Source organism: Pseudoalteromonas holothuriae, from assembly GCF_945859825.1.
Lineage (GTDB): Bacteria > Pseudomonadota > Gammaproteobacteria > Enterobacterales > Alteromonadaceae > Pseudoalteromonas > Pseudoalteromonas holothuriae.
The window spans coordinates 1-24087 of record NZ_CAMAPC010000025.1 but is presented as its reverse complement, the minus strand read 5'-3'; the positions used below and the strand labels follow the sequence as shown (position 1 = coordinate 24087).

General features: G+C 41.3%; 26 protein-coding genes. 19 read left to right on the top strand and 7 right to left on the bottom strand.

Annotation, left to right across the window (positions count from 1 at the left end):
- Positions 1 to 132: 132 nt before the first annotated feature.
- From OCI93_RS19525 to hslR, 3 genes are all read right to left on the bottom strand, one after another.
- Positions 133 to 1671: a phosphoenolpyruvate carboxykinase gene (locus OCI93_RS19525; protein ID WP_261627099.1), complete on the bottom strand. Its 1539-nt coding sequence runs from the start codon at positions 1669 to 1671 to the stop codon at positions 133 to 135.
- 262 nt (positions 1672 to 1933) lie between these two features.
- Positions 1934 to 2779, bottom strand: a complete 846-nt coding sequence (gene hslO, locus OCI93_RS19520; protein WP_261595162.1) for an Hsp33 family molecular chaperone HslO — start codon at positions 2777 to 2779, stop codon at positions 1934 to 1936.
- Positions 2780 to 2793: 14 nt separating this feature from the next.
- Positions 2794 to 3204, bottom strand: a complete 411-nt coding sequence (hslR, locus tag OCI93_RS19515; protein WP_261595161.1) for a ribosome-associated heat shock protein Hsp15 — start codon at positions 3202 to 3204, stop codon at positions 2794 to 2796.
- 208 nt (positions 3205 to 3412) lie between these two features.
- Between hslR and gspC the strand changes: the two genes are divergently transcribed.
- The 13 genes from gspC (at position 3413) to OCI93_RS19450 (ending at position 15356) form a co-directional block, all read left to right on the top strand.
- Positions 3413 to 4297: a type II secretion system protein GspC gene (gene gspC / locus OCI93_RS19510; protein ID WP_261627098.1), complete on the top strand. Its 885-nt coding sequence runs from the start codon at positions 3413 to 3415 to the stop codon at positions 4295 to 4297.
- 27 nt (positions 4298 to 4324) lie between these two features.
- Positions 4325 to 6394, top strand: a complete 2070-nt coding sequence (gene gspD / locus OCI93_RS19505; RefSeq protein WP_261627097.1) for a type II secretion system secretin GspD — start codon at positions 4325 to 4327, stop codon at positions 6392 to 6394.
- A 55-nt stretch (positions 6395 to 6449) separates the two neighbouring features.
- Positions 6450 to 7961, top strand: coding sequence for a type II secretion system ATPase GspE (gene gspE, locus OCI93_RS19500; RefSeq protein ID WP_261595197.1), 1512 nt, complete (start codon positions 6450 to 6452; stop codon positions 7959 to 7961).
- A gap of 2 nt (positions 7962 to 7963) precedes the next feature.
- A complete protein-coding gene (gene gspF, locus OCI93_RS19495) occupies positions 7964 to 9190 on the top strand; it encodes a type II secretion system inner membrane protein GspF (protein ID WP_261595158.1) in 1227 nt (408 codons plus the stop codon).
- 68 nt (positions 9191 to 9258) lie between these two features.
- A complete protein-coding gene (gspG, locus tag OCI93_RS19490; protein WP_315942736.1) occupies positions 9259 to 9678 on the top strand; it encodes a type II secretion system major pseudopilin GspG in 420 nt (139 codons plus the stop codon).
- Positions 9679 to 9690: 12 nt separating this feature from the next.
- A complete protein-coding gene (locus OCI93_RS19485) occupies positions 9691 to 10287 on the top strand; it encodes a type II secretion system protein (RefSeq protein WP_261595156.1) in 597 nt (198 codons plus the stop codon).
- Positions 10284 to 10661 (top strand): type II secretion system minor pseudopilin GspI, encoded by a 378-nt coding sequence (gene gspI, locus OCI93_RS19480; protein ID WP_261595155.1) that lies wholly within the window; start codon positions 10284 to 10286, stop codon positions 10659 to 10661. The genes OCI93_RS19485 and gspI overlap by 4 nt, the downstream gene beginning before the upstream one ends.
- Complete coding sequence (gene gspJ, locus OCI93_RS19475) at positions 10661 to 11344, top strand: type II secretion system minor pseudopilin GspJ (RefSeq protein ID WP_261595154.1); 684 nt, start codon at positions 10661 to 10663, stop codon at positions 11342 to 11344. The genes gspI and gspJ overlap by 1 nt, the downstream gene beginning before the upstream one ends.
- A complete protein-coding gene (gene gspK, locus OCI93_RS19470) occupies positions 11341 to 12321 on the top strand; it encodes a type II secretion system minor pseudopilin GspK (RefSeq protein ID WP_261595153.1) in 981 nt (326 codons plus the stop codon). The genes gspJ and gspK overlap by 4 nt, the downstream gene beginning before the upstream one ends.
- Entirely contained in the window at positions 12318 to 13526 is a 1209-nt protein-coding gene (gene gspL, locus OCI93_RS19465) for a type II secretion system protein GspL (RefSeq protein WP_261627095.1), read from the top strand. The genes gspK and gspL overlap by 4 nt, the downstream gene beginning before the upstream one ends.
- The gene (gene gspM / locus OCI93_RS19460) at positions 13523 to 13999 is read left to right on the top strand and encodes a type II secretion system protein M (protein WP_261595151.1); all 477 of its coding nucleotides are present in this window, start codon (positions 13523 to 13525) and stop codon (positions 13997 to 13999) included. Before gspL ends, gspM begins: the two co-directional genes overlap by 4 nt.
- 2 nt (positions 14000 to 14001) lie before the next feature.
- Positions 14002 to 14760, top strand: coding sequence for a type II secretion system protein N (locus tag OCI93_RS19455; RefSeq protein WP_261595150.1), 759 nt, complete (start codon positions 14002 to 14004; stop codon positions 14758 to 14760).
- 8 nt (positions 14761 to 14768) lie between these two features.
- Positions 14769 to 15356 (top strand): YecA family protein, encoded by a 588-nt coding sequence (locus OCI93_RS19450; RefSeq protein ID WP_261595149.1) that lies wholly within the window; start codon positions 14769 to 14771, stop codon positions 15354 to 15356.
- Here OCI93_RS19450 and OCI93_RS19445 read toward each other — a convergent pair.
- Positions 15353 to 15556 (bottom strand): hypothetical protein, encoded by a 204-nt coding sequence (locus tag OCI93_RS19445; RefSeq protein WP_261595148.1) that lies wholly within the window; start codon positions 15554 to 15556, stop codon positions 15353 to 15355. The two genes, OCI93_RS19450 and OCI93_RS19445, sit on opposite strands and share 4 nt — an antisense overlap.
- Positions 15556 to 15912, bottom strand: a complete 357-nt coding sequence (locus OCI93_RS19440) for a hypothetical protein (RefSeq protein WP_261627093.1) — start codon at positions 15910 to 15912, stop codon at positions 15556 to 15558. The genes OCI93_RS19445 and OCI93_RS19440 overlap by 1 nt, the downstream gene beginning before the upstream one ends.
- A gap of 254 nt (positions 15913 to 16166) precedes the next feature.
- Here OCI93_RS19440 and ccoG point away from each other — a divergent pair, with 254 nt between their 5' ends.
- From ccoG to OCI93_RS19420, 4 genes are all read left to right on the top strand, one after another.
- Positions 16167 to 17594 (top strand): cytochrome c oxidase accessory protein CcoG, encoded by a 1428-nt coding sequence (gene ccoG / locus OCI93_RS19435; protein ID WP_261627092.1) that lies wholly within the window; start codon positions 16167 to 16169, stop codon positions 17592 to 17594.
- Positions 17595 to 17658: 64 nt separating this feature from the next.
- Positions 17659 to 18633: a serine/threonine protein kinase gene (locus OCI93_RS19430; RefSeq protein WP_261627091.1), complete on the top strand. Its 975-nt coding sequence runs from the start codon at positions 17659 to 17661 to the stop codon at positions 18631 to 18633.
- 16 nt (positions 18634 to 18649) lie between these two features.
- A complete protein-coding gene (locus tag OCI93_RS19425; RefSeq protein WP_261595144.1) occupies positions 18650 to 19282 on the top strand; it encodes a thiol:disulfide interchange protein DsbA/DsbL in 633 nt (210 codons plus the stop codon).
- 15 nt (positions 19283 to 19297) lie between these two features.
- Positions 19298 to 19927, top strand: a complete 630-nt coding sequence (locus tag OCI93_RS19420; protein WP_261595143.1) for a thiol:disulfide interchange protein DsbA/DsbL — start codon at positions 19298 to 19300, stop codon at positions 19925 to 19927.
- Positions 19928 to 20001: 74 nt separating this feature from the next.
- Here OCI93_RS19420 and trmA read toward each other — a convergent pair whose 3' ends face one another.
- Positions 20002 to 21099: a tRNA (uridine(54)-C5)-methyltransferase TrmA gene (gene trmA, locus OCI93_RS19415; protein WP_261595142.1), complete on the bottom strand. Its 1098-nt coding sequence runs from the start codon at positions 21097 to 21099 to the stop codon at positions 20002 to 20004.
- Positions 21100 to 21284: 185 nt separating this feature from the next.
- On the opposite strand from trmA, the gene OCI93_RS19410 reads away from it, so the two are divergent.
- Complete coding sequence (locus OCI93_RS19410; RefSeq protein ID WP_261595141.1) at positions 21285 to 22385, top strand: DUF5610 domain-containing protein; 1101 nt, start codon at positions 21285 to 21287, stop codon at positions 22383 to 22385.
- A gap of 62 nt (positions 22386 to 22447) precedes the next feature.
- Entirely contained in the window at positions 22448 to 23227 is a 780-nt protein-coding gene (gene murI, locus OCI93_RS19405; RefSeq protein ID WP_261595140.1) for a glutamate racemase, read from the top strand.
- Here murI and OCI93_RS19400 read toward each other — a convergent pair.
- Positions 23211 to 23687, bottom strand: coding sequence for an RNA recognition motif domain-containing protein (locus tag OCI93_RS19400; protein WP_261595139.1), 477 nt, complete (start codon positions 23685 to 23687; stop codon positions 23211 to 23213). The two genes, murI and OCI93_RS19400, sit on opposite strands and share 17 nt — an antisense overlap.
- Positions 23688 to 24087 lie beyond the last annotated feature (400 nt).

Sequence of the window (24087 nt, the reverse complement as noted above, 5' to 3'; positions counted from 1 at the left end):
TAGTATCATGAAAGCAGCTCTTGCTGAAAAGTCGCATACGTAAAGCTACTAAATAGGCACAAAAAAACGCCCAACGAGGGGCGCTTTTGATAAAGGAAATGGTTTACCGAATGGTTTACCTAACGGTTTTAATTAGCCGCGAGGACCAGCCTGTTTGATGGCGTCTGACACATCATACTTAGCAAAGTTCTCTTTAAAGTCTGCTGCAAGTTTTGCCGCATATTCAGCATACTTTGTTTTGTCTTCCCAAGTATTAATTGGGTTAAGTAGCGCACTTTCAACACCAGGCACTTCGACAGGCACATTAAGGTTAAGTGACTCGATATGGGTGGTTTCAACACCGGCTAATTTGCCCGATACGATGGCATCAATAACAGCACGTGTCGTTGGGATATCAAAACGTTTACCAATACCGTATGGGCCGCCAGTCCAACCTGTATTTACGAGGTAAACTTTAGCGCCGAATTCACGTACACGCTTCATTAGTAGTTCAGCATAAACGCCAGCTGGACGTGGGAAGAACGGTGCACCAAAACAGGTTGAGAAGGTTGATTCAATATCAGCCGTTGAGCCGATTTCTGTTGAGCCAACTTTTGCGGTGTAACCACTTAAGAAATGATAAGCAGCGGCTTCTTCAGATAACACAGAAACAGGAGGCAACACGCCACTTACGTCACAAGTTAAGAAAACAACAGCTTTTGGCTCACCAGCACGGTTCTCTACTTTGCGTTTTTCAACATGCTCAAGTGGGTAAGCGGCACGCGTGTTTTGCGTTAGGCTGGTATCTTTGAAATCAGGTAAACGGTTTTCATCTAGCACTACGTTTTCTAAGATAGTGCCAAATTTAATAGCGTTCCAAATCACCGGCTCGTTCTTTTGTGATAGGTCGATACACTTAGCGTAACAGCCGCCTTCAATGTTGAATACACTGCCAGGCGCCCAACCATGTTCATCATCACCAATAAGGAAGCGAGTAGGGTCTGCCGATAGTGTTGTTTTACCAGTACCTGAAAGGCCAAAGAACAATGCTGTATCGCCCGCTTCGCCTACGTTCGCACTACAGTGCATTGGTAACACACCTTTGGCTGGTAAAAGAAAGTTCTGTACTGAGAACATCGACTTTTTCATTTCTCCAGCGTAATGCATACCTGCAAGCAGTACTTTACGCTCTGCAAAGTTAATGATCACAGTGCCGTCGCTGTTTGTGCCATCGCGCTCAGGGTCACAGACAAATGATGGTACATTCATTACTTGCCATTGCGGTAAATCAGAGGCGTTGTAACGGCTAGGTTCAATAAACATGTTCTTGGCGAAGATATGGTGCCATGCTGTTTCGGTTGTGACGACTACAGGTAAGTAGTGCTCTGGATCGGCACCCACTTCAAGGTGAGAGACGAAGTGGTCATTATCTTGTACGTGTGCTTCAACACGAGCCCACAAAGCATTAAATTTTTCGGCATCGAATGGGCGATTTACATTGCCCCATTGGATGTCGTTCTCAGTGCTTGGCTCTTTTACGATAAATCGGTCATTTGGTGAACGACCTGTACGACGGCCAGTTTTTGCAACGAAAGCTCCATTTGCGGCTAAAGTGCCTTCGCCACGGCTAATGGCGTGTTCGACAAGTTCGGCTGCAGTTAAATCGACAAAACGAGTAGCGCTTGAAGTCATGTTATTACCTAAATGTGAGAATTGAACGGGATAGCTCTGAAGTTCTGACTAACTTTAAGCTGAAATTATAGTAACAGATGGCTTTGATATATTCGAGCTTTTGAAGGCGCTAAAAAGGCATAAAAATGTCAAAAAACTTAAATAATTTCAATGATACCGGTGTCATGAAAATTATTGAAATAGTGATACCGGTGTCATTTTTTAACAACAAAAAAACCGTCATTTTGACGGCTTGATATTAGAAACATCCGCTAAGGCTAATTTAATTAAAAATTGCCTTAACATCACTTTCGTTAAAGGTGTAGTTTTTTAAACAATAATGACAGCTAATATTGATTTCACCTTGCTTTTCTATATCAGCGAGTAACGCTGGTTGGCCTACATTAACTAAAGCATTAATGGTTTTTTCGCGGCTACAACCACACACGAAGTTTATTTCTTGCGGTTCAAATAACTGGGGGTTATCTTCATGATATAAACGCGTCAGTATTGTTTGTGCATCTAAGTCTAATAACTCTTCATCTTTGATGGTGTCGCTCAGTGCTTCTAAATGAGTGAAATCTTCTACAGACTTTTCTTTATCAACAGGGAGCACTTGTAAAAACAAGCCTGATGCTTTCACACGCTTCTCTTGTGTGCGGGTGGCAAACCACAAACGCGTTTTCAGCTGTTCTGATTGGGTAAAGTAATCTTCTAAACATGCCGCAAGCGAGTCTGATGCCAAAGGAACGATACCCTGATAGCGCTCTCCTTTAATTGGTGTGATGGTGATCACCATATACCCTTTACCGAGCAGCTGAGGAATAGATGACCCTGTTACTTCACCTTGTAATCTAGCCACGCCTCGCATGTTCTGTTTGTGGTCGCCATTGATAACAGCATACTTAACGGGTCCATCACCTTGCAATTGCACAGCAATATCACCTTCAAATTTTAATGTTGCTGTTAATAAACTAGTCGCGACCAATAACTCGCCAAGTAAAGCTTGCACTGCTTGTGGATAGTTATGACCAGTAATGATCTCGTTAAAGGTGTGATCGATTTGTACCAACTCGCCGCGTAAATCGAGTTTTTCGAAAATATAACGGTGTAGTAAATCAGGTTGCATTTATAAAATCCTAGCTAGCTTGACTTCAATTTAAGTAATTCACGTCTTTGCTTCTTATCCGGCTTGTTAACAGGATGTGGTGCAAAGAAGCTGTTATTTTTTCGCGCTATTGCATTTTGCTCGCGCTTTTGTATACTTTGTTCCGATTCAAGGTATGATTGCTCTGCAATTGGTGCGGCTTGTCGTTTGTCGAGTAACACTAAAATAGTCACCTCTTTTTCGTCAACCCCCTGTGCTAGCTTAACCTTGGCTCCAAGCCCAACTAATTTACTGGGTTTACAGCGTTGCCCGTTATAGTGTACTTTACCCCCTTGTATCATTTCTCGAGCGAGTGCTCGAGTCTTGTAAAAACGAGCTGCCCATAACCATTTATCAAGCCTAATGGCCTCATTTTGATTGGGTTTTTCGGGGGCTTTTTTAGTCACAATTTATTAACCATAAAGAACGTGTAATAATGCAATAAATTTAGCATATTTCCTCGTTTAAAAAAAGCGTGTGGAACTCTTGCTCTATGCTGTGTTCAAAGGGTTAGCCGATAGATTACGGCGAAAGCAAACTGTCATATTAGCGTGCTTGTTGTATTTATACTGATTAAGGTACACTTGCCGCTCAACAGAATAAGAAAAGACGGATATGGAATTACAATTACAACAGTTACAAAAAACATTGCTCGCGCTGCCTCATGCAAAACTTAGTCGCATGGTGGTTTATTTGGCTGTTGTTTATATTGCTTATTTATTGTCACACATGTTTTGGTTGGTGTGGCCACAGCCAATAACACAATCTTTGCCTTCTATGTCTTCAGTTTATGCATCAAGTAGCTCTGCAGCAGGTAGCCAAGCCATCATCAAACAAAACTTATTTGGTAACGCGCAAAGTAAGCCTGTTGATAAGCCAAAAACAATCATCTCTGATGCACCACAAACAGCACTTAATGTGCGTTTAACGGGTATTGTAGCAGTCAGTTTAGATGACAGTGCTGGACTTGCTATTATTGAATCTCAAGGCCGACAATCAACCTATGAAGTGCGTCAAGCAATTGAGGGTACTCGTGCTAAGCTTGCGCAAGTTTTACCAGATAGAGTCATTTTGGATGTTAGTGGCCGTTTTGAGACGTTAATGCTCGATGGCCTTGAGTTCTCAAAGAATGTTGCCATGCCAATTACAACTAAAGCACCGGCTAAGCAGTCGAGTCTCGTACGTACAATTCCTAGAGAATTGGCCGAGCAAAAAGAAGCGTTACTCAAAGACCCTGGCAAATTGCTCGATTATATTCGCATTACGCCATTTCGAAGTGCAGGGCAGCTAATGGGTTACCGTTTGAGCCCGGGCAAAGACCCCGCTCTGTTTAATAAAATGGGATTGAAAAATAATGATTTAGCCGTTGCTATTAATGGCTATCAACTCACGGATATGAAACAGGCCATGTCAGCTATGAATGAGCTAAGAAATAGCACAGATGCCACTATTACGGTAGAACGTGATGGTCAAGTCATGAGCGTGCAATTTAGCCTGTAATGATACTAAATTTGGAGTTTAAAAATAATGGGTAATAAGCTACACCTCACAAAAATCAAAAAAGGGTTAGCTAGATATGCAGCTCTGATGTTTGCAGCTGGTTTGTCGCTTTCTGTGTCTGCTGTTGAGTATGCTGCCAACTTCAAAGGCACTGATATTAATGAGTTTATTAATATTGTTGGCAAAAATCTAAATAAAACCATCATCATTGATCCTAACGTGCGTGGCAATATCAACGTACGCAGTTATGAGTTAATGGATGAGTCGCTGTATTATCAGTTTTTTTTAAACGTGCTTGAAGTGTACGGCTACTCAGTGACAGAAATGGACAGCGGTGTCTTAAAAGTTGTACGCAGTTCAGATGGCAAAAAAGGTAATGTACCTTTAGTTGAAGATGAAGAAGCGGGTAATGGCGATGTGATGATCACCCGCGTAGTTCGAGTTAGGAATGTAAGCGTACAGGAGCTTGGTCCACTCATTCGTCAATTTAGCGACCAAAAAGATGGAGGTCACGTTACTAACCTCAATTCTGCCAATGTTATGATGTTGACAGGTCATGCGGCATCTGTGAACCGTTTAGTTGATATTATTAAATCGGTAGACCAAGCGGGTGATAAACGCGTTGATATTGTAAAACTTAACCATGCAACCGCTGATGACGTGGTATCTGTGGTTGAAAGTATCTATAAAGATAGCGGCAAGGGTGCCATTCCTGACTTTTTGATACCTAAGGTTGTGGCTGATAGCCGTACAAATAGTGTGATTGTGAGTGGCGAGTCTCAGGCGCGTAGCCGTGCGACAGAATTAATTAAACGACTAGACAACGAACTAGAGAATCAAGGTAATACCAAGGTATTTTACCTCAATTACGCTAAAGCGGAAGATTTAGTAAAAGTTCTACAAGGCGTGAGCAAGACTCTACAAGAAGATGCGCAAGGTGGTAATACAAAATCACGTAGTCGCAGCAATAAAAATGAAACCAGCATTGAAGCACACTCAGATTCAAACTCACTGGTTATTACCGCGCAGCCCGATACGATGCGCTCCCTAACTCAAGTAATTGAAAAATTAGATATTCGCCGTGCGCAGGTGTTAGTAGAGGCAATTGTCGTTGAAGTATTTGAAGGTGACGGCATTAACTTTGGCTTGCAATGGATCTCTGAAAAAGGCGGTATGCTGCAGTTTAATAATGGCAACACAGTTCCTGTTGGCTCTTTAGCTGTTGCGGCACAGCAAGCTAGAGATAAAGATGTTAAAAAGAATGTCATTGGCTCCGATACAGGTAATGCAACTGAATACACTGAGACAATCGAAGGCGACTTAGGCCCATTAGGTCAGTTACTTGGCGGTGTAAATGGTTTAGCTATGGGGATTGTTAAAAATGACTGGGGTGCGATTGTGCAAGCGATCTCAACCGATACTAAGTCAAATATTTTAGCCACGCCTTCAGTAACGACCATGGATAACGAAGAAGCGTCGATGATAGTTGGTCAAGAAGTACCAATCATTACTGGTTCAACTTCAGGTGACAATAACTCGAATCCGTTCCAAACGGTTGACCGTCAAGAGGTGGGTATTAAGCTAAAAGTTACCCCACAAATCAATGATGGTAGCGCGGTACAGCTTACAATTGAGCAAGAAGTATCTAGCGTAAGTGGCGCAACCGCCGTGGATATATCGGTGAATAAGCGGGCGATTAATACCACAGTGATTGCTGATGACGGCGGTATGGTTATTTTAGGTGGTCTGATAGATGAGAACGTGCAAGAAAGTGTCTCTAAAGTCCCATTGTTAGGAGATATTCCAGTACTAGGTCACCTGTTTAAATCGACCAGCACAACTAAGCGTAAAACTAACTTGTTGGTATTTATTCGCGCCACCATTATTCGTGATAGCCGCAGTATGAATGACTTAAGCCACTCGAAATATAACTTTATTCGTACCGAGCAAGAGCTTCAGCAAGAAGATGGAATTGATTTGATGCCGTTTGAAGAAACGCCAGTATTGCCAGAGTGGAATGATGCACTGGTATTGCCACCTACATACGAAGAGTTTTTGAAAAAGCAAAACAACAAAGAGCTTAACAATGATGACTGAGAGCAAGCTAGAGGCGGTTACTGATATGCCTGTCAGTGAGTTATCCACCACAGACATGCCTGCTGAAGTGCTTGAACAGTCCGAACACATTGCGCAATCACCATTGCGATTACCGTTTGGCTATGCGCGCCGAGAAGGCATGTTGCTGAGCAAACAGCCCGATGGTTTGGTGGTTTATTATCGCGGGGAGCTTGCCGTTGAGGCTCTACTCGAGGTGCGCCGCATTGTTGGTGAAGCGTTTAAGCTAGAACAATTAGCAGATGATAAGTTTGAATTGTTGTTGGAAGTATCATACCAACGTGATAGCTCTGAAACACAACAAATGATGGAAGATATCGGAAACGAAGTTGACCTATTTTCATTAGCTGAGGAGTTACCACAAACTGAAGACTTACTCGCAGCTGATGATGATGCGCCCATTATTAAACTGATCAATGCGATGCTAAGTGAGGCCATCAAAGAAGGCGCTTCTGATATTCATATCGAGACCTTTGAACAAGATTTAGTGATCCGTTTTCGTGTTGATGGGGTGCTCAAAGAAGTGCTCAAACCAAATCGTAAGCTCGCCTCATTGTTAGTGTCACGTATTAAAGTTATGGCAAAACTGGATATTGCTGAAAAGCGTATCCCACAAGATGGTCGTATTAGCTTGCGTATCGCAGGGCGTGCGGTAGATGTGCGGGTATCAACTATGCCTTCTAGCTTTGGTGAACGTGTGGTACTTCGCCTTCTGGATAAAAATAATGCGCGCCTGAACCTTGAAGACTTAGGTATGACAGAGCGTAACCGTGATTTGTTTGCTGATATTATTAGTAAGCCGCATGGTATCATTTTGGTAACAGGCCCTACGGGTTCTGGTAAAAGTACCACCTTGTACGCGGGCATGAGCCAAATTAACTCCAGAGACCGTAATATCTTGACGGTTGAAGATCCGATTGAATACGAAATTCCAGGAATTGGTCAAACTCAAGTAAATACCAAAGTCGATATGACGTTTGCACGAGGTTTGCGTGCCATTCTTCGTCAAGACCCTGATGTGGTGATGGTGGGAGAAATTCGTGATCTTGAAACAGGACAAATTGCAGTTCAAGCCTCATTAACAGGTCACTTGGTCATGTCTACACTGCATACCAATACAGCCGCAGGTGCAATTACACGTATGGAAGACATGGGTGTTGAGCCTTTCTTGCTTTCATCTTCGTTACTAGGTGTATTGTCACAGCGACTGGTTAGAACGCTGTGCCCAAGCTGTAAAGAAGCGCATCAAGCTGATGAGCGTGAATGCGAACTACTTGGTGTGTCATCAGATAAACCAAGCATGATTTATCGTGCCATTGGCTGTGAAGAGTGTAACTTCAACGGTTATAAAGGTCGTACCGGTATTCACGAGTTGTTAGTGGTAGACGAAGCGATCCGTGAACTTATTCATAATGGTAAGGGCGAACAGGCTGTTGAAAAGTATATTCGTAAGACAAGCCCGAGTATTCGTCAAGATGGTTTAGCTCGTGTGCTTAAAGGTCAAACTACTCTGGAAGAAGTATTACGTGTAACACGTGAGGAAGGATAGGTATGGCGGCGTTTGAGTACCGCGCCTTAGATACAAAAGGCAAAGAAAAATCTGGGATTCTAGAAGCAGATACAGCTAAACAAGTCAGGCAAATGCTACGCGAAAAAGCGATGATGCCACTTGAGGTTTCACCTGCTGCTGAAAAAGATAAGCAACAACCAGATGGTGGCTTTAAGCTATTTCAGGGATACAAACCCTCAGTTGCCGATCTTGCCTTAATCACTCGTCAATTAGCGACATTAATTCAATCTTCATTGCCAGTGGAAGCGGCTGTAATGGCGGTTGCTGAGCAGTGTGAAAAGCCGCGGCTAAAGCGCATGCTGATGTCAGTGCGCTCAAAAGTCGTTGAGGGTTACACGCTTGCAGATGGTATGTCGGAGTTTCCAAATGTCTTTGATAATTTATATCGCTCAATGGTTGCAGCGGGTGAAAAATCAGGGCACCTTGATCAGGTATTAAATCGCTTGGCTGATTACACCGAACAACGCCAGCATATGCGTAGTCAAATCACTCAAGCGATGGTTTACCCCATTATCTTGGTGATTTTTGCCATTGCCATTGTGTCGGTTTTACTCGGTACTGTGGTGCCAAAAATTCTAAAAACGTTTGAAAAATCTAACCAAGTTTTGCCATGGACCACTGAGTGGGTGATGGCTGCTAGTAATTTTGTTCAAGATTATTGGCTAATTAGCTTGGTGGTGATAACTGGTGGCGTAGTATTATTTAAGCGCGCCATACAGCAGCCTAAAGTTCGCTTTTGGTTTGACAGCAAGCTGCTCGTACTACCGGGTTTGGGTAAAATTAGTCGAGGTATTAATACAGCGCGTTTTGCGCGTACTCTCAGTATCTTATCTTCAAGCTCAGTGCCTTTGCTTGAAGGCATGAAGATATCAGGACAAGTTTTAGAGAATCAAAAAATCAAAGCTGCGGTTGCAGAAGCTGCGACCCGAGTTAGCGAAGGTGCTAGCTTACGCGCTGCGCTACATCAAACTAAGCTATTTCCACCGATGATGTTGCACATGATAGCCAGTGGTGAAAAATCGGGTGAGTTGGAGCAGATGTTAGAGCGTGCGGCTAATAACCAAGACCGAGAGTTCGAAAGTATGGTGAGTGTATCACTGAAGCTTTTAGAACCAGCAATGATAGCGAGTATGGCGGTAATCGTACTGTTTATTGTTATGGCTATCTTACAACCTATTATGGCTATGAATAAAGCCGTTGGCTTATAGTCAAAAAGTAACATATAGGCATGTGTCTAACATGCTGCATTAAGTTTTCAATTGTGAGGGAAAATATCGTGAATAAACAATCAGGCTTTTCATTATTAGAAATTATGGTGGTACTGGTGATCATTGGTATGATCATGTCTATCGTCGCGCCAAATATTATGGGTCAACAAGAAGAAGCCGCTATTGATAAAGCAGGTTTAGATATTCAGCAGCTCGAAGATGCGATGAATATGTATAAATTAAAAAATAAGGCGTACCCAACGACTGAGCAGGGTTTAGAAGCACTTGTTACACAAACCTCAATAGACCCAGCACCAAAGCGTTTTCCTGACGGCGGTTTTATTTCTAAATTACCGGAAGATCCATGGGGTAACCCGTACCAACTAGTTAGTCCTGGCGAAATGGGTAAAATTGATATTTTTTCAATGGGTCCAGACGGTGAAGTAGGGACTGAGGATGATATTGGTAACTGGGATGAAGATAAGTAACACTAAGCCTTTATGAATAATTTGTCACTTCAACGCACTACTACAAGTCATCATAACGGGTTTAGCCTCATTGAGATCCTTGTAGTGATTACCATCATAGCTTTTGCAACCAAAATGGTGACTTACAGCTTTGGTGGTGATATTGAAGAAGAACTAGAAAAAAAAGCGCTACGAACTCACAGCGTCATTAATATGGCTTCTGAATTTGCTGTGCTAAATCAGCTTGAGCTGGGCTTCCATTTAGATAAGAACACGCTAGAACTGTTGGTATTTGATGGTGACAAATGGACGGCATTAGAATCAGAAGAACTCTACAAGCCAATAGAGTTTAGTGAGCAATACAAAGTTGAGCTGAACATCGAAGACTTAGCATGGGCACAAGATAACTTACTAGAACAAGCAAATTGGCGAGAACTGATGGGTACCAGTGATGATGAAAGTTTGCTGGAATTAAAAAAACTCAAAGTACCACAAGTACTCATTTTATCTTCAGGTGAAGTTAGTGCTTTTCAATTTACCATCGAGTTGGTTGAGCAAAGTGAGCCTGTTTATTTTATTGAAGGTGAGTTTATGGCACCCGTCAACTTGAGAATGGAGCCGCAATCATGACATGCAAGCAAAGTGGCTTTACACTACTTGAAGTGATGGTTGCGATGAGTATTTGTGCTATGGCAGGGATTGCAGCGATGCAAGCGACCGGAGAACACATTACTCATATTTCCACATTAGAGGAGCAAACTTATGCTTCTTGGGTGGCAGAAAACCGCCTTGTAGCAATACGAGCCAATGCTGAAAATTGGCCCGGGAAAAATGGCCAAAAAGGCGAAGAAGAGTTAGCGGAACGTACATGGTACTGGCAACAAAAGGTGATTGCCACAGCTGATCCTAGTTTTGTAAAAGTAACGGTTGAAGTATTTAGCGATGAAGCATTAAAGCATTCGGTTTATGACTTAAGCACGTTTATGCTAAAAGGTAAATCGTGATGCGCCAGCGTGGTTTCACATTATTGGAAGTGATGGTTGCGCTGGGGATCTTAGCATTTGTCGTAATAGCGACACACCAAATACTCGACTCAACCCTCAGAGCCAAAGAAGCTTCAGAGTCTACCATTGCTGAATTAGAATCTTTGCAGACGACTTTTCGTTTGATGGATCAAGATTTCAGCCAAATGACTAAGCGAGAAGTACGTAACGAAGCGGGTGATAGTAATCCCAGCTATGTATTGCATGGGCGCTATGAATTACAAAGTCAATTTGATGGTATTGCTTTTGTTCGTGATGGTTGGACAAATCCAATTAGTTTATTACCTCGCTCTGAATTACAAGCGGTAGGGTATCGTGTCATAGATGATAATTTAGAACGTATATACCGTATTTATGTAGATGAATTAGATGGTGCTGAACCACGCTCGCAAGTGGTGATAGAAAATATCGAAGAGCTTAAGTTTGAGTTCTTAGATGATAAACAAAAATGGCAAGATGACTGGAAGAAAAAAGCTTTACCATTAGCGGTTGCTGTTACCTTGCAAGTGGAGGGGGCTGCGCCAATTCGACGTTTGTTCTTAACACCTGGTGATGGCAAGGAGCAACAAGCACGTAGTGACGACGGACAAGGGCGCTCGACCCCTACTCGTGGTGGTGACTTGAACTCTGGAGGCCGAAAGTGAAGCAGCAGCGTGGAGCGGCCCTGATCATTGTTTTGTTCATTGTGGCATTAGCAGCAACTATTGCTGCAGAAATGGCGGCCAATTTAATGGTGCAAGTGCAAAGAGCACAAAATATTCAAACGCATCAGCAGGCTAAGTGGTATAGCTACGGTGCTGAAGAGCTAGTAAAAAAAGTACTCTTGGAAAGTAAAAAAGAGGAACCAGACAAAGTACATTTGGGCCAGCCTTGGGCGTTAAGTGATGTCCCGTACCCAGTTGACCATGGTACCTTAAGTGGTGAGGTGAGTGATTTACAGGCCTGTTTAAATCTAAATGCTTTACGTGCGCCAAAAAGCCAAGGCGGAAGCTCGACCAGTACAAATCCAGCGCATGAAGCATTGTTAGCTCTATTGAAAAATATTGAAGATTTACCGCTGGATGAAAGCGAGGAGGCTTTAGCCGATAGTGTTTACGATTGGTTAGATGAGGACAGTATTACTTTTCGATCAGGCGCGGAAGAAGATGAATATATGTCTAAAACGACACCTTATTTAAGTGCCAATAACTTATTGGCATCAGAGTCTGAACTACGTGTTATAAAAGGCTTTAATCCTTTAGTGATGGAAAAATTATTACCCTATGTTTGTGTTATTCCGGGTAACATCGAATTAAAAGTGAATGTAAACACTATAAAAGCTGAACAGGCATTGTTGTTAAGTGGTTTATTAGAGGGGTTGAGCTCATCAGGTGCAGAAGCGGTGATATCAGCTCGGCCAGAAAAAGGTTTTGATAGCGTTGAAGATTTTTTTGTAGAAGCAAGAAATCAAGGCGCTAAAGTAGATAAAAAAAGTAATGAATTATTCACCATCGATAGTAATTATTTTAAGTTACGCGCAAAAGCGTTATTTGACGATAGGCGCTTTGCAATGACCTCAATTATTCAAATAAATCAAGGTCAAGCAACCATACTGGCGCGAAAATTTGGAGGCGTACAGTGACAGAGAAATTAATGGTCCGTGTGGATCAGTCACACCAAAACCCAATTCATTGGTTGGTATTTTCATCGGCAGATGAACAAATCATTGCCAGTGGACAATTACAAAGCACAGAGCAACTTGAGCAGTTATCACAAAAGGCGGTGAACAGAGAGGTCATTCTGTTATTAAGTGCATCTCAAGTACAGCTAAAGCGGGTGCCTTTACCAACAAAGTGGAATCGAAAATTAGAGCAAGCGCTACCATTTATGCTCGAAGAGCATCTTGCTTGTGATGTCGATGAGTTGTTTATTGCCATTGGGCAACCAGCACTTGATGGTGAACAACACTGCGTTGAAGTAGCAGTGTGTGATAAGCAATGGTTTTCGCAATGGTTAGCACTTTTTGATGCACATGATATTGAGTTAACGCGAGTTGTGCCTGATGCGTTACTTTTACCTGAGCAACCAGACAATACTTTGTCAATGATTGAACTTGGTGAGCAATGGCTATGCCGATTAGGGCTTTGGCATATTAGCGCGATTGAAAAAAGCTGGGGAGCCGATTATTTACACGCCTTGCAACCGAGTAAAATTGTGCATTATAGCCCCGCTGAAGGTGTGCCTGAGGTTGCACCTAAAGAAGCTAAAGAGTCAGAGTATGAACTTCCCTTAGCACTGCTAGCTAAGCAGTTAGGAAATAGTACTTTCAATTTACGCCAAGGTGTTTTTGCTGCAAAGAAAAAGCAACCACAATGGTGGCGAGATTGGCGTAGTGGGTTAGTTGCTGCTGGGATTGCTATTGGCTGTTTTGTGGTTGTTAAAGGCACTCAATTAGTCATGCTGCAAAAGCAAGCTGATGATTTTAAAGCGCAAGCAGTAGCAACCTATCAGCAAGCTTTTCCGGGCAAAGTGGTACGTCCCCATTTACTCAAGAAGCAAATTGAAGGTGAGCTTGCTGGTTTGAGCAATACCGAACATGGTGGTTTTTTAGAGCTGACGAATCATTTGGTCGCGGTATATGGTGAGGTTAACAACTTTACACCTGAGACATTACGTTATGACCGTCGCAGGAATGAATTGAGAATTCGTGCTCGAGCAAATGGCTTCCAAGTATTTGGGCAAGTCAAAGCTATTTTAGAGCAGCGAGGCTTAACGGTTCAGCAAGGCTCTTTAAATAATGACGGTGATGTAGTGATTGGAGAAATCCGACTGCGAGGTGATGTATGAAACAACAAGCTTTAAAGTATTGGCAATCGCTTAAAGAGCAAGAGCAAAAGCTACTGATTGTTGCAAGCATCGTATTTGTTATATTTGTGCTCGTTATGGGAGTATTTAAACCATTGAGTGCAGCGGTAGAAAAAGCACAAAAGGATAAACTTCGCCAGCAAGAGCTCGTGGCTTGGGTAAATAATAGTGTTGCTCAGTTAAAACAGAGCGCGGTGATAAGTAAAACGGGTAAAACGAGTAATTTATCGATTTTGGTCAATCGCACCCGCGGGCAGCACCAAGTTAATATCAGTAAAATGCAGCCTAGTGAAGGTGCGCTGAGGCTCACCATAGATTCAGTAGAGTTCAATAAATTGATCGCTTGGTTAGATGAGTTGACTAATAAGCATGGCGTGAAAATAGAGAGCTTAGATTTGGCGCAAGATAACCTGCCAGGTTACGTGCGTGTGAGCCGTTTGTTGTTAGAGAATTAAATATGAAAAAGACAGTTAGTTTAATACTCATTTTTATTATGGCCTTTAGTTTATTTACAGTTTTCAACATGCCAGCGTCAGTTGCCCTGCAGCTTGTTGGTAAGCAACTGCCACCGAGCCTGCAAATTGGTGCTGTGAGTGGCACTTTGTGGCAAGGACAAGTAAGCGAAGTGAGAGTGAGTAATGTACAGTTAAACAACGTACGGTGGAGTATAGAAGCACCCGCGCTATTACTGGGCGATATGCAAGGCAATGTACGTTTTGGTAATGCGCGTGATAAGTCAGATATTTCTGGTCGTGGTGACTTTACTGTTGGGCTGTTTGATCAATCCGTATGGTTATCTGATGCTTCTATACGGTTTAGTGTTGAGCAAGCTATGTCGCAAGTGACCTTACCATTACCTGTTAAAGCAAAGGGGCGTGTATTACTTGATATTGATAACTATCAAAGTGGTGCGCCTTATTGTGAGGCATTACAAGGAGAGATCCGTAGTCCAGGCATTACAGTTGAGGGGCTAACAGGTTGGTTTGAAATAGGCCAACTTGGTGGTAATTTGAGTTGTAAAACAGGTGACATCGCTGTGTTAGTAGACCCTGATAACCGTTTAGGGCTACAAGCTGATGCGGTACTGGCTGATAATTTTCAGTTCCGTGTTGCTGGTAATATCAAACCCGATGCTTCTTTACCTAAAGAAGTACACGATGCAGTTAAGTTTTTAGGGCGTCCAGACTCTGAAGGTCGCTATCCAGTAAATTTATAAAGAAGATAATGCTTGAATTTAATTTTACACCCCAACACCGTCAGCAGTTAAATGAGTACATCGCTTTAAGAGATAGTGCGATGCCTTTGAGTGCCGTCCAAGGTTACTTGTTTGCGCTTATTTGTGGGCCTGATGCCACCGAAGTAGAACAGTGGTTAGCACAGGTCTCGGGGAACGATTTGGCAATGGATGAAACCATTGTATTTTCCTATATGGCATTACATCACCAAATCAGTGAGCAAGTATTTTCTGGGTGCTATCAACTTCCTTGCTCTGGTGAGGTTGATTATGGGGATCGTCATTTGTGGAGTGTTGGCTTTGTACATGGTACAAGCAGCTACTTTGAGCCACTGTTAACGTCCAACAAGGTGAGCAGTGAATTCAAAGAAGCGCTACAAATGGCGACTGAGCAGCTTGCTTTTTTTTCATTAGAACATGAGCAAGTTGCTGCATATTGTGCAAGTCATGACTGCGATGAAGCTCTCTTTGTGCATCAGCAAGGGGAGTTAGCACAAGAGTTTGCACAAGGCTATGCTCAGCTTATTGAAACAGTCGCTTTAGAGAGTGGCTTATATGATGAAGAGGAAGGGTTTTAAGTGATTTCTAACTCAATTTGTGTGCATCCCTTTTGGCAATACACAAGCCCTTTTTGAGCAATATCAACGGCCAAATTAAGTTTTAAAGGCTGTTGACATGTTTCACACAACACTGTTTTCCCAGCACTAAGCTTTTTAAGTAATTGTTTTTGCTGGTTGAATGATGCAGCACGGCGTTTATTGAATTGACTAAAGTCCATTATATTCCTGTTCTTTGAATTGAACGCTCTATTATGTCGCAAATATTTTCTAATTTATCAGTGAAAAAGAATAAGCTCATTTCACGCTCTACACAGTATTGTTGAAAAAATTTCCTCAACGCGATCTCACTACTTAGTTGTTCATCTAAATGAGTCGCTTGTTTTTCTGTGAGCTCTATTTGTTGGTCTATGCGTGTACGTGCTCGCGTTGCCGCTGATGGACGTTGCACTTTTGTTGATTCACTCAAAAAGTCGATACTTTGCGCTAGAAATTGCTCTCTAGGTTGTTTTATAACCTCAATATCGGTTGTAAATAGTGCAAGGACTAACAACACAAAAATTAAAAATTTTTTCATAATAACGGCAATTTTGATCTCGATAGGATAATACCGCCTTGAGTTTAATAAAATAGCACAGTGAAAAGCAAGCTCAGATATGGTGTGTATACTCAATACTGTGCCCTACTTAAAACATTACGTGCAGATTGTTTTATGGGGGAATATTGATTTGTTTGGTATCAATCACCTACCAAGCTTGCGTATAATATCCCTATTCTAGTTGAGGTTACCGTAGCAAGTAACAGTCGATCATAGCGGTCTAAGGAGCTTCGATGGACAAGCAAATAAAAGTTAAAAATATACCTTCAGAGGTCAAAATCCAAAAGCCGGATGACCTGCAACCAGATAGGTTTAATCCGAGGAATCGTATTTATGTGCGAGCCGTGCAAGGCCTTCATCAATTATTAAGGAAAAGAATCGGCTTTGTGGGTATGTTAGCTTTTATGCTTTTGCCATGGCTACACTTTAATGGCCAGCAAGCGGTGTTATTTGATTTATTTGAACAAAAATTTAATATTTTTGGGTTAACGTTGTTGCCGCAAGACTTAACTATCTTGGCATTCATTCTCATGATTGCCGCATTTGCGTTATTTTTAGTAACTACATTTTATGGCCGAGTATGGTGTGGTTATACGTGCCCACAAACGGTCTGGACCTTTATATTTATTTGGTTTGAAGAAAAATTTGAAGGCACGGCAAACCAGCGAAAAAAATTAGATCAACGAGCTATGAACCTTGACAAGCTTTGGCGTAAAACAGCTAAACATAGCAGTTGGATGTTATTTTCTTTTTATACCGCGTTAACTTTTGTTGGTTACTTTACACCCATTCGTGAATTAGTACCCAACCTGCTGACTTTTTCTGCCAGTGGTTATGCCACCTTGAGTATTATTGTTTTCGCGATATGCACCTACGGTAACGCTGGGTGGATGCGTGAAATTATGTGTTTACATATTTGCCCTTACTCACGCTTTCAGTCTGCCATGTTTGATAAAGATACATTTACCGTAAGCTATGATGAAGCGCGCGGTGAATCAAGAGGTCCGCGTTCACGCAAGCAAGATCCAAAATTACTCGACTTAGGTGATTGTATAGACTGTAACTTGTGTGTGCAGGTTTGCCCAACAGGGATTGATATCCGTAATGGCTTACAGTATGAGTGTATCAATTGTGGAGCTTGTATCGACGCCTGTGATGGGGTAATGGATAAAATGAATTACCCTCGGGGTCTTATTTCATATACAACAGAGCGCAATCTAGAAGCCTCAGCAGAGAAAACTAAACCTATTAGAGGCAAATTAATCGGTTATGTTTGCATTTTATTGGTACTCTCTGGCGCTCTGATTGCAAACATTGCTATGCGAAAGCCAATGGAGTTGGACATTATTCGTGATAGAAACCAATTATATCGGGTCAACTTTGAAGGACTAGTTGAAAATACTTATACCCTTAAAGTGATCAATAAAGCCCAAGTTGCTCAAGCGTTTCATATTGAGGTTGTTGGTTTAAGTAATTTTGAGTTTTTGGGTAAGCAACAAATAACAGTTGATGCTGGGCGTTCAATGAATGTTCCATTGTCCATTATCATTGACCCTTATGACTTGAAAAAGCCTGTGACGGAGTTTGAGTTTGCCATTTATCCTATAGATGAGCCAAACAGTCGCTTAACTCAGCAGACAAACTTCTTTAAGGGTAAATAGTTCAGTACACTGGCACTGAAATACAAAAGCGGGGAAACCCGCTTTTTTATACATAGAGAGAATTATGAGCGAATTTAGCTTTGCTAATTTAACCCCCGATTTCATTTTAGATGCCATTGAGAGTATAGGGATATATCCAGAGTCTGGTTTAATGGCATTAAATAGTTATGAAAACAGGGTGTATCAATTTAAGGCAGAAGATAACTGTCGCTATGTTGTTAAGTTCTATCGTCCGCAGCGTTGGAGTGATGAGCAAATTTTGGAAGAACATCAATTTGCATTTAGCTTACAAGAAGCGGAAGTACCGGTTGTTGCGCCAATTACTCGTGATGGAGAGAGCCTATTCCACTACAAAGGATATCGCTTTACCTTGTTTCCTAGCGTTGGTGGTCGCCAATTTGAAATGGATAACTTAGACCACCTTGAAATATTGGGCCGTTACATAGGGCGGATGCATAGCGTGGCTGGGTCACAACAATTTAGCCACCGCCCTAAGGTAAATTGCCAAGATTACCTGTATAAAGCTAAGTCTGCCGTGTTAAACAGTCAGCTTTTGCCGATGCATTTAGAGACGCCCTTTATCACCATTTTAGATCGTTTAATCACAAAAACAGAGCAAGAATATCATCAAGTTGAGCAAATCCGTTTGCATGGAGACTGTCATGCTGGCAATATTCTGTGGGCTGGTGATAGTTTAATGCTTGTTGATTTAGATGACTGTCGACAAGGCCCTTTGATCCAAGACTTATGGATGATGTTAAATGGTGACAGGCATGAGCAGGCAGTACAGCTCGACACTTTGCTGTCGGGCTATGAAGAGTTTAATTCGTTCGAACAGCGTCAGTTAAGTTTAATTGAGCCGCTGCGAGCAATGCGTATGGTGCATTATATGGGCTGGCTTGCCACTCGTTGGCAAGATCCTGCTTTTCCACGGAACTTTTCGTGGTTTGCAACTGACAAATACTGGGAGCAGCAAATATTGGCTCTAAAAGAGCAGTTTGCAACATTACATGAGCCTGCGCTTAGGTTAATTCCATAAAAATTGAGAGATATCCATGTTTAAAACAATAAAACAATCCTTCTTGCTGTTGTGTATTGCGATGTTGGCATTTGCAGTCAACGCAGCTGATTTTACTGATGGTAAGCACTATCAGACGATAGAAAATGATAAAAGTGAAACACCAAAGGTGACGGAGTTTTTCTCTTTTTACTGTCCTCATTGCTATCAGTTTGAACCAATTGCTATGGCATTGGAAGAGAGTTTACCAAAGGGGGCTGAATTTGAAAAAAGTCATGTAAACTTTTTACAAGGTCTACCAGCGCAAGTGCAAAGCAATTTGAGTTATGCCTATATTATCGCGCAACAGGCTGGTAAAGAGCAGCAAGTAACCGCACAAATATTTGATAGTATTCACCAAAAAAAAGCTGAATTGTCAGATATTAAAGATGTAAAGAAGTTACTAGAACTTAACGGTATTAGTGAAAAAGATTTTGACCAAAGTATGAGCAGTATGTTGGTGATTGCTGCCGAACAAAAAATGCAAGAGCAGCAAGAACTGTTTGGTAAGCTTGGGGCGCTTTCAGGTGTACCTACTTTTATTGTCAATGATAAGTACAAAATTAATATGCGTGAGGTTAAAAGCCAAGCAGATTTAGAAGCATTGGTTAAGTACTTACTAGCAAAATAAGAATTGGAGAAAGGTATGTTGAAATTAATTAAAGCCGCAGCAGTGGCAATGATGTTGCCAATGCTTGCAAATGCGGCACAGTTTGAAGAGGGTGTTCATTATGAAGTTGTTTCAGAGCGTGGTACCAAAAAACCTGAAGTGACAGAGTACTTCTCATTTTATTGCCCAGCTTGTAAGGCGTTTGAGCCTCTGATTGCAGATTTTACACCAAAATTAAATAATGATGTTAAATTCAAGAAAAGTCATGTGAACTTTGTAGGCCCTCGTGACCCTGAACTACAAAAAATAATGGCCAATGCACTGGCGACAGCGACTGTGTTACCACAAAAAGATAACATTGTTTCAGCGCTGTTTTCTCATATTCATACCAAACGCGCAAAAATTAATGAGCTTGCGGATATAAAAGATATCTTTGTATCACAAGGGGTAGATGGCGATAAGTTTGATAAATTATATAAGAGCTTTTCAGTTCGCACTAAAGCGTCGCGTATGACTCGCATGCAAGAGCAATTTCAAAATAAAGGCGCATTAACAGGCGTACCAACATTTATTGTAAATGGTAAATATAAGTTGTTATTGCGTGAATCGAAAACCACAACGCCTGATCAGATAAGCGCATTGATCAATTATTTGGCTGTGAAGTAAGTTAAAACCATTAAACATGATTAAAGGCCAGAGCTCAAAGCAACTGGCCTTTTTTATACTTAAAAAGTAAAGCGCTATTTACGCTTTAGAAAAACACCCGACTCCACATGGTGGGTGTAAGGGAATTGGTCGAAAATAGCGATGCGTGATATGGAGTGTGTTTGACACAAAAGTTCAAGGTCACGCTCCAATGTATCAGGGTTACAAGAGATATAAATAATATTGTCGTAATTGGCGACTAATCGGCAAGTGAGCTCATCCATCCCCGCTCGTGGTGGGTCAACTAATATAGTCTGACAATGATAGTCTTGTAGGCTGATGCCATTGAGTCTTGAAAAACTGCGCTCGCCGTTCATTGCCTGAGTGAACTCTTCGCTCGACATCCGAATGATATCTAAATTCTTAATGTTATTCGCTGCGATATTATATTGTGCTGAGTAAACAGAAGATTTAGATATTTCAGTTGCAAGTACTTTGTCAAAGCTATCAGCAAGTGCAATAGAGAAGTTGCCATTTCCACAATATAGCTCTAATAAGTCGTTATCCAGCGGTGCGCAAAGCGATTGAGCCCAAGCCAGCATTTTCTCGTTTACTTTAGCGTTTGGTTGAGTAAAGCTATTTTCTACTTGTTGATACACGTAGTCACGGCCATTAACTTTGAGTTGCTCAGTAACATAATCATTGCCGAAGACTACTTTTTGTTTTCTAGCTCGGCCAATAAAATCGATTTGATACGTTTGTTGTAACTCTAGTCGCAATTGTTGCATTGCTTCTTGCCATTGCTCATCTAATGGCTTGTGATAAAGCAAGCTTACTAAAATTTCCCCGCTGAGTGTTGAAAGATAATCAATTTGGAAAAGTTTACGTCGCAAAATATCATTGTGACGTAGCTTATTCATCATTACTTGCATCATCTCTTGAATGAGAGGCGCGGCAGGGTCAAAGCGCTCCACGCGTATTTTTTGTTTGGTAGCTTGATCAAACATGATATGAAATAAATCATCACCATCATGCCAGACTCTAAACTCTGCACGTTGCCGATACTGAGCTTTGGGCGAGTCATATACTTCCAATTTAGGTGCATTGAATTTTGCAAATTGCTTATTAATGCGTTGTTGTTTCTCGTTGAGCTGTTGCTCATAGGTGGAAGTATCAATTAAAATGACAGCCATAATTACCAGTACCTTACAAATTAGAGACGCGCTATTTTAGGGAGCATGGCAGATTTGTCCAGTTTATCGCATAAAAAGTGTTTCTTTTTTATACTAAGAAGCTACAGCTTAGGTCATTTCGGTCGATAACAAGGAACGTGTGGTTATATTAAATGAAAAATGACCTCGATATTTGGAGCCATGTTATGAAAATTGGACAGTTACATCAATTGCTTAACCCAGCAATGACAAACAAAGCAAACAAGCCTAATGTGTTTATGCCTAGTGTTAACTTTAATTCAGACAGTTACTCTGGTGATAAAAATAAACTTGCCGCGATGGTATTAGATGACAAACTTGCGCAGGCATTAGGAATAGAGAAAAAGGCTGAAAAAGAAAAACCGGTATTTGATTTTGAAGCTATCACTAAAAATGTGCTGGACTTTGTTACTTTAGCTGTAAAGCGTGCTCAGGCTGACGGTAAAGATGATGATGTGCTCAAAGATATGCTTGGCGCTGCCCGTAAAGGTGTACAGATGGGGATTGATGAAGCAACTGATGAATTAAAGGGAGCTAGCGCCTTTAATAGCGAAATTGAACAAGGTATAGAAAAAGCCAAAGAAGGCATTTTTAATGGACTTGATGAGTTTGAAGAGGCCCTTTTTAATCCTCAATCTCAGTCTATGCAGGTAAGTGGGGCGCAATACGCTAGCTTATCTAATCAAGCGCAATACAACTTTCAGACGGCGGAGGGAGATGAAGTAAAAATCACCTTTAGTGATGTTCGCTCACAAACGAATGCAGCAAGCTACAGTCAAAAGGGTAATGATCACGGATTTGCAATGGGACAGCAGAGTCAACATGAGGTGAGCTTTTCCATAAGTGTAAATGGTGAACTTAATGAACAAGAGCAGCAAGCTATTAATGAGATGATGGAAGATGTGCGTAATGTCAGCGATTCATTTTTTTCAGGTGATTATGAAGATGCTTTTGATAAAGCTAAGGCACTCAATATAGACAACGATCAAATTGCTAATTTCACTATGGATCTTCGCCAATCAAAAACGACGGCAGCAATTAGTCAGTACCAGCAAACTAATCCTGTTAGAGACATTGAAAAGGGGCTACAGCCTTTAGATAAGCAATTAGAAAACATTCATGATCAAGGGAGAAAGCTAGGTATTGAGAAACAATTACCTGATATTCTTGCTTGGATAAATGATGGACAAAGCAGGTTAAATGAATTTCTTGATTATGCTCAAGGGTTCTTTGACCAGCTCAATACGCAAGCACAAGACAAGAATTAATTTATTTTTAGCGTCGTCCATGGCACACTGCGCCAGCTATAGAGTAGAGGAGTTGCAGTGTTTTGCCGCACATTTTGGTTTTTGATTCAGGCGTAGGTGGTACAAGTGTACTTGAGCATATTCAAGCACAACTGCCCTATGCAGAGTATAGTTATGTGATGGACAATGCACTTCTACCTTATGGTTTGCAATCTGAGCAAACCATTCAGGCGCGCCTAGCTTGCTTAGTAAAACAAGTTAATCTATTTCATTGTTCTGTTGATCTTATTGTTATCGCATGCAATACAGCATCAACACACGCTTTAGCGGCTACGAGAGAAATAACGGACATTCCTATTGTTGGGGTAGTGCCAGCTATAAAACCTGCAGCTGAAAGTAGCCGTAAAAAGCATATTGCATTACTTGCAACTCCAGCTACCTCAAATAACACCTATACAAATTCACTCATACGTGAATATGCAAAAGGCTGCCAAGTAGATTTACATCATTCAACACACTTGGTCTCATTTGCTGAGCAACTTTATTGGTATCAAAATTTTGACATTGAGCTCCTCTACAGTGAGTTAGAGCAGATTAATATAAGCCCTCAGGTAGATTGCATTGTGTTAGGTTGTACTCACTTTCCCATATTAAGAGCACAATTAAAACTTTACTATGGAGAGGGGGTTGAGCTCATCGATTCGGGCGTTGCTATCGCTAAGCGTGTAGGTTTTTTGTTGAATGATAAATTAGGTTACCAAAAGCCAATTAATAAAAGGCCGTTACATTTTTATGCAACGGCCCCAAACAATTTGACAGGCAATACGAACATTGTACTGCGAGCAATTAACCTAAATTGCTAGTACTTTCTTCTTCATCATTGAATTGTTTTTGCTTTGCAGCGCGTACCTTTAATGTGCGTTGTTGAAATTCTAAATCATTAAGTTGGGAAATTGCTTTATCAGCGTCTTTCTCAGCCATTTCAACAAAGCCAAAACCACGGCGTTTACCCGTATTCTTATCTTTTAACAATCGAACACTGAATACTTGTCCTTGTTGAGCAAATAATTCACGAACCACACCTTCATTTGCTTTATACGGCAAGTTACCTACATAGAGAGTTTTAGTGGCGACTTCAGCTTTGTCACTAGACGGTTGGCTTGAAGAAGCCAAAGTCACAGTAAAGCCACCAATTAGAATTCCAACCGCTAATGCGAGTGGGGCGCTGACCTGGATGCTAGAAAATAATAGCTGCATTACGATAAATCCAATAATAGCCAGTATAAATGTAATTAAAAAAGACTTCTGAGATGATGATTTCATAATAAAGTTACCAATAAACAGGGGATATACATTAATTTAACAAATAAGGAAGCTATCTTAACTAGATTAATAAACTTCGCAATAATAAAAGTAGATATAGCTCAGAAAATTGCATTAAAAATATGCGGAAAAACGTTTTTATGTATATTTAGCTTATTAAATGCGCAAACGAGCGATACTTTGAAAAAAACACTTGATCAAAAAAAGGATCGCCCTATAATGCGACCCCACTGACACGGAGCGCTACGCACAATAAGCAAAGCAAAACGAGTCAGCGTTGAGTAAAACTTAAAATGACTTTTTAGTAAAACAAAAACTTCAAATTAAGTGTTGACAAAAAAATAGGAAAGCGTAACATGCGCAGCCCTAGCGAGATAAAGCAAAGCGCTTCATCATCGCC